Source organism: Sporichthya sp. (assembly GCF_013815995.1).
GTDB lineage: Bacteria > Actinomycetota > Actinomycetes > Sporichthyales > Sporichthyaceae > Sporichthya.
Genome location: NZ_JACDFE010000284.1, coordinates 1 through 4,910 on the forward strand (window position 1 = coordinate 1; position 4,910 = coordinate 4,910).

Sequence of the window (4,910 nt, forward strand, 5' to 3'; positions counted from 1 at the left end):
GTCCAGCGAGGACCCGCGCGCGGTCGCGTCCCTGGGCCCCTCGCCCGGCCTTGCCCCCGCGCTCGCGGCCTGGGCGGGCTGGGGCAACTGGGCCGATCTGGCGGCCGCGCTCGGCCTGCCCCCCGCCGGCCCGCTCACCTTGGGTGACCAGGCATTGGTGGGATGACTACCGCCAATCGGCGGGGGTAGCTGTGCTGAAGCTGTGGCATGGCTGGGAACTCCCTACGCGCAGGTAACTTTCCGGGGAATTCAGTGGCGCAGGGGTGCGGAAACCGGTACCAAGGTCCAGAACGAAACGGTTTCGTACACCCTCGTTCGGGAATTGATCAGAGGTCTGGGTCGTTCTCGTACCACTGAGTACGAGTAGCTCCCAAACCGGGGGACCGCCAAGGGGCCGTTTGGCCCAGGAGGTGCGGATCATGAGTGAGCGGGCATTGCGGGGCTCGCGGCTCGGAGCGACGAGCTACGAGACCGACCGCGACATCGAGCTGGCTCCGCGCCAGATCATCGAATACGCCTGCCCCAAGGGGCACAGCGTCCACGTTCCGTTCTCGGCTGAGGCCGACGAGGTTCCCATCGTGTGGGAGTGCCGGGTCTGCGGCAACGTCGCCCTGCGCGCTGACGGCGCGACGCGGGACGACAAGCAGGGCAAGCCGGCACGCACGCACTGGGACATGCTGATGGAGCGCCGCACCCGCGAGGAGCTCGAAGAGATCCTCGCCGAGCGCCTGGCCGTGCTCCGCGCCGGCGGCATCCCTGGCCACCCGGCCACGCGCAAGTCAGCCTGACCTTTCAGCGATAAGGAGCCGCCCCGGTCACCGGGGCGGCTCTCGCTGTTGCGGTGCTGTTCCGGGGCTCAGTCGTCGTCGACGACTTCGCCCTGGATCACGTCCCCGCGCCCGCCCGCTGGAGGCCCGCCACCCGGCGGGCCCTGCTGACCCGGCGGACGCATTCCCGGCGGGAACGGCGGCAGGCCCATGCCGGCGGCACCCGGACCGGCGACGACGAAGTAGCGCTTGGCGAACGCGATCAGGCCGCCCCGGGCCAGCGGCCGGGTGAACGGCAGCACCAGAAGGAAGCCGAGAATGTCGGTGAGGAAGCCCGGCGTCAGCAGCAGCGTCCCGCCGATCAGGATCAGTGCGCCGTCGGCGAGCTCCTTGGCCGGGAGCCCGCCCTCGTTGACCTTCTGCCGGAGCGCGAGCCAGGCCCGCCGGCCCTCGCGGCGGATCAGCCAGCTGCCGAGCACCGCGTCGGCGATGAGCAGCAGGATCGTCCAGCCCGCGCCGATCTCCTGGCCGACCTGCACGATCAGGTAGATCTCGGCGATCGGCACGACCAGCAGGGCGAGCACGACGATCAGCGGCATGCGCCCATTCTTGCCTTCCCGCGGGACGTCGTCCTGGGCGGGCGCTTGTCAGCCGCCCTGCGGGCTGACAGGCGCCCCTACGGGACGACGTCCCGCAGGGGGATCAGACGCCGGCGGACTCGGTGATCCGGGTCCGCGGCCTGCGGAGCTTGGCCGCCCGGTGCTGCAGTCCCCAGACGGTGACCCGCCACAGCGCCTCGGTGACGATGCCGCGGTTCATCTTGGACACGCCGTGCTCGCGCTCGACGAAAGTGATCGGCACCTCGACGACGGTGAAGCCGCGCTGCACCGCCCGCCAGGCCAGGTCGATCTGGAAGCAGTAGCCCTGGGACTCGACGCTCGCGGTGTCCAGTCCGCGCAGGGTGTCGGCGCGGAAGGCGCGGAAGCCGCCGGTGGCGTCCCGGATCGGGATGCCGAGCGCGACCTTGGCGTAGAGGGTGCCGCCGCGGGAGATCAGCTTGCGACTGGCCGGCCAGTTCACCACCGCGCCCCCGGGCACCCAGCGCGAGCCGAGCACGAGGTCGGCGGTGCCGCCGTTGTCCTTCAGCGCGGCGAGCAGGCCGGGCAGGTCCTCCGGGCGGTGCGAGCCGTCGGCGTCCATCTCGACGAGGACGCCGTAGCCGCGTTCGAGGCCCCAGGCGAACCCGGCCAGGTACGCCGCGCCGAGGCCGCCCTTGCCGGGCCGGTGCAACACCTTCACCTGGGCGTCGGCGGCGGCGAGATCATCGGCGATCCGGCCGGTGCCGTCGGGGCTGTTGTCGTCCGCGATCAGGACATCGGCCGTCGGGACGGCCGCCCGCAGCCGGGCGATCACGGCCTGAATGTTGAGCGCCTCGTCGAAGGTCGGGACGATGACCAGCACCCGGGCCGCGGACTCGCTCACGGGCCCACCGTAACCGGCTCGCCTGTGCGGCGACGCTGGATCCGGCGCAGCCACGCGGACGCAATCAGCACAGCGATCGGAGCGCACAGCGCGAGCTCCACCCAGGCCCCGAGGCGGGTGCCCAGGGTCTTGGCCCCGCGCAACTGGACTTCGCTGACGATGACCTGCTGGGTGAACTCATCGGTCTTGTGCTCGACGCTGCCGTCGGCGCGGATCACGCCGCTGATGCCACTGGTGGCGGCGATCACCATCGCCCGCCCGTGCTCGATGGCCCGCAGCCGGGAGATCGCCAGCTGCTGCTCGGGTTGGCCGGTGTGGCCGTAGGTCGCGTTGTTGGTCTGGATGATCAGCAGCTTGCCGCCGTCGCGCACGGTGTCCCGGACCAGGGAGTCGAAGGCAACCTCGAAGCAGATGACGTCGCCGATCCGGGTGCCGCCGATATCGAGGACCCCCGGCACCGTGCCGGGCAGGAAGTCGCGCGGGATCAGCGCGAGGCGGCCGATGAACTTCGTCATCAGGTCGCGCATCGGGATGTACTCACCGAACGGCACGAGCTTCTGCTTGGTGTAGCGCTCCCCCGGCCCCGAGGTCGGCGACCAGACGATCGCGGTGTTCGTCACGCGGTCCGGCGGTGAATCCAGCACGGTGCCGATCAGGGTGTCGGCGCCGACGTCGACGACGGCGTTGTTCATCTTGGTGAAGATCTCGGGCTTGCGGAACGGGTCCTCGTCCGAGGCGTTTTCCGGCCAGATCACCATCTGCGGCTGCGGGACCCGCCCGGCCCGGATGTCCTCGGCCAGAGCGTGGGTGGCGACGAGGTGGTTGTTCAGCACCGCGTCGCGTTGCGCAGTCAGCGGCAGGCCCGCGCGCGGGACGTTGCCCTGGACCAGCGCCACCGTCGCCGTCGAGCCGCCGCCGGTGGGCAGCGGAATGACGAAGCAGACCAGGACGGCGGCCAGCGCGCCGCCGGCGATCAGGCCGCCCGGGCGCAGCCGGCCGTCACGAACGGCCAGATAGGTCGCGGCCAGCGCGGCGCCCACCAGCGCGACGCCTGCGCTGACCAACGGCGTGCCGCCGAGGGAGGCCAGCGCGGCCAGCGGGCTGTCCACCACGCCGAAGGCGAGCTTGCCCCAGGGAAAGCCGCCGAGCGGTTGGCGGGAGCGCAGGGCCTCGATCAGCACCCAGGTGCCGGCGTGCAGCAACGGCCAGGCGCGGTAGCGGTAGAAGTACGCCATCGCGATCGCGCCCGCCGCGTAGAAGGCGGACTCGAGGAGGCTGAGCACGATCATCGCGTCCCAGCCGATGACGTGCAGCCAGCGCAGCAGGGTCAGGAAGTACGCGAGCGCGTAGACGAAGCCGACGGCGGCCGCACGCTTCGGAGTCAGGTCCCGGACCAGCAGGCTCAGTGCTGCGATCGCCGGGAACGCCAGCGGCCACAGGTCGTAGGGCGGAAAGGCGAGCGCCAGCGCGATTCCGGCGAGGATCGCCAGGCCCAGCCGAGGTCGCATCCGACCTCCCGGCCGCTCAAAGTCGTGGCTCCGTTATACCCGCGCGGGACCCTTCGCCCTGCTAAAGTAAACCGACTTGGTAAGCATTGTTGCAGGGGGCCACCGGTGGACATCGATCTCATGATGGCCCTGGCCGGCCTGTTCGTCGGCTTCATCGTCGGCCTGACCGGCATGGGCGGCGGCGCGCTCATGACTCCGGTGCTGGTGATCTTCTTCAACGTCAACCCGCTGACCGCGGTCTCCAGCGACCTGGTGGTCTCGCTGGTGATGAAGCCGATCGGCGGGGCCGTCCATGCCCGTCGCGGCACCGTGAACGTGCCGCTGGTGACCTGGCTGGCCGTCGGCTCGGTGCCGGCCGCGTTCGCCGGCGTCCTGCTGCTGCGCGAACTGGGCGGGGACGACGCGGACCTGCAGAGCTTCGTGAAGAAGGCGCTCGGCTGGGCGCTGATCATCGCCGCGGCCGGCATCGTCCTGAAGTCGCTGCAGACGATCCGGACCAAGGCCAAGGCCAAGGACTACGCCCCGCCACCGGTGGTCGTGCGCCCGATCCCGACCGTGCTGGTCGGCATCGTGGGCGGCGTCGTGGTCGGGATGACCTCGGTGGGCTCCGGGTCGCTGATCATTGTCGCGCTGCTGTTCCTCTACCCCGGACTCAAGGCCGCGGAGATCGTCGGCACCGACCTGGTGCAGGCGGTCCCGCTGGTCGGCGCGGCCGCCATCGGCCACATGATGTTCGGCGACTTCGAGTTCGACGTCGCCTCCTCGGTGCTGATCGGGGCCATCCCGGGCGTGTACGTCGGGGCCCGGGTGTCCGCGCACGCCTCCCAGGCGCTGATCCGGCGGGCCCTGGTGATCGTGCTGACCGCGTCGGCTCTCAAGCTGCTCGGCGTCGGCAACGGCGCCCTGCTCGGCTGGCTGGCCACCGCGCTGGTCATCGGCACGCTGCTCTGGGCGCTGGTGCGCCACACCCAGGGCCTGACCCGCCGGCCGGAGCCGATGACCCCGACCGCAGCGGCCCGTGAGTGGTTCAGCGCCCTGACCGGGCGGCGTAAGCCGCGACCGAAGGACCCGGACGGCGCGCCCGAGACGGCGGACCGGACCAGCATCTCCTGACGCCTCGTCAGAAATACGCGAGCTCGAACAGAGGCGGGGG

The 4,910-nt window shown here is 71.1% G+C and carries 5 protein-coding genes; 2 read left to right on the forward strand and 3 right to left on the reverse strand.

The window, feature by feature from the left end; translation table 11 throughout:
• The first annotated feature begins 419 nt into the window (after positions 1 to 419).
• Positions 420 to 788: an RNA polymerase-binding protein RbpA gene (locus H0X00_RS21580; protein WP_293774719.1), complete on the forward strand. Its 369-nt coding sequence runs from the start codon at positions 420 to 422 to the stop codon at positions 786 to 788.
• A gap of 68 nt (positions 789 to 856) precedes the next feature.
• Here the strand turns inward: H0X00_RS21580 and H0X00_RS21585 are convergent, their stop codons facing one another.
• The 3 genes from H0X00_RS21585 to lnt form a co-directional block, all read right to left on the reverse strand.
• The gene (locus tag H0X00_RS21585) at positions 857 to 1,366 is read right to left on the reverse strand and encodes an FxsA family protein (protein ID WP_293774722.1); all 510 of its coding nucleotides are present in this window, start codon (positions 1,364 to 1,366) and stop codon (positions 857 to 859) included.
• 103 nt (positions 1,367 to 1,469) lie between these two features.
• A complete protein-coding gene (locus H0X00_RS21590; protein WP_293774724.1) occupies positions 1,470 to 2,249 on the reverse strand; it encodes a polyprenol monophosphomannose synthase in 780 nt (259 codons plus the stop codon).
• The gene (lnt, locus tag H0X00_RS21595; protein ID WP_293774727.1) at positions 2,246 to 3,757 is read right to left on the reverse strand and encodes an apolipoprotein N-acyltransferase; all 1,512 of its coding nucleotides are present in this window, start codon (positions 3,755 to 3,757) and stop codon (positions 2,246 to 2,248) included. The genes H0X00_RS21590 and lnt overlap by 4 nt, the downstream gene beginning before the upstream one ends.
• A gap of 105 nt (positions 3,758 to 3,862) precedes the next feature.
• Here lnt and H0X00_RS21600 point away from each other — a divergent pair, with 105 nt between their 5' ends.
• On the forward strand, positions 3,863 to 4,870 hold the full coding sequence (locus H0X00_RS21600) for a sulfite exporter TauE/SafE family protein (protein WP_293774728.1): 1,008 nt from the start codon (positions 3,863 to 3,865) through the stop codon (positions 4,868 to 4,870).
• Positions 4,871 to 4,910 lie beyond the last annotated feature (40 nt).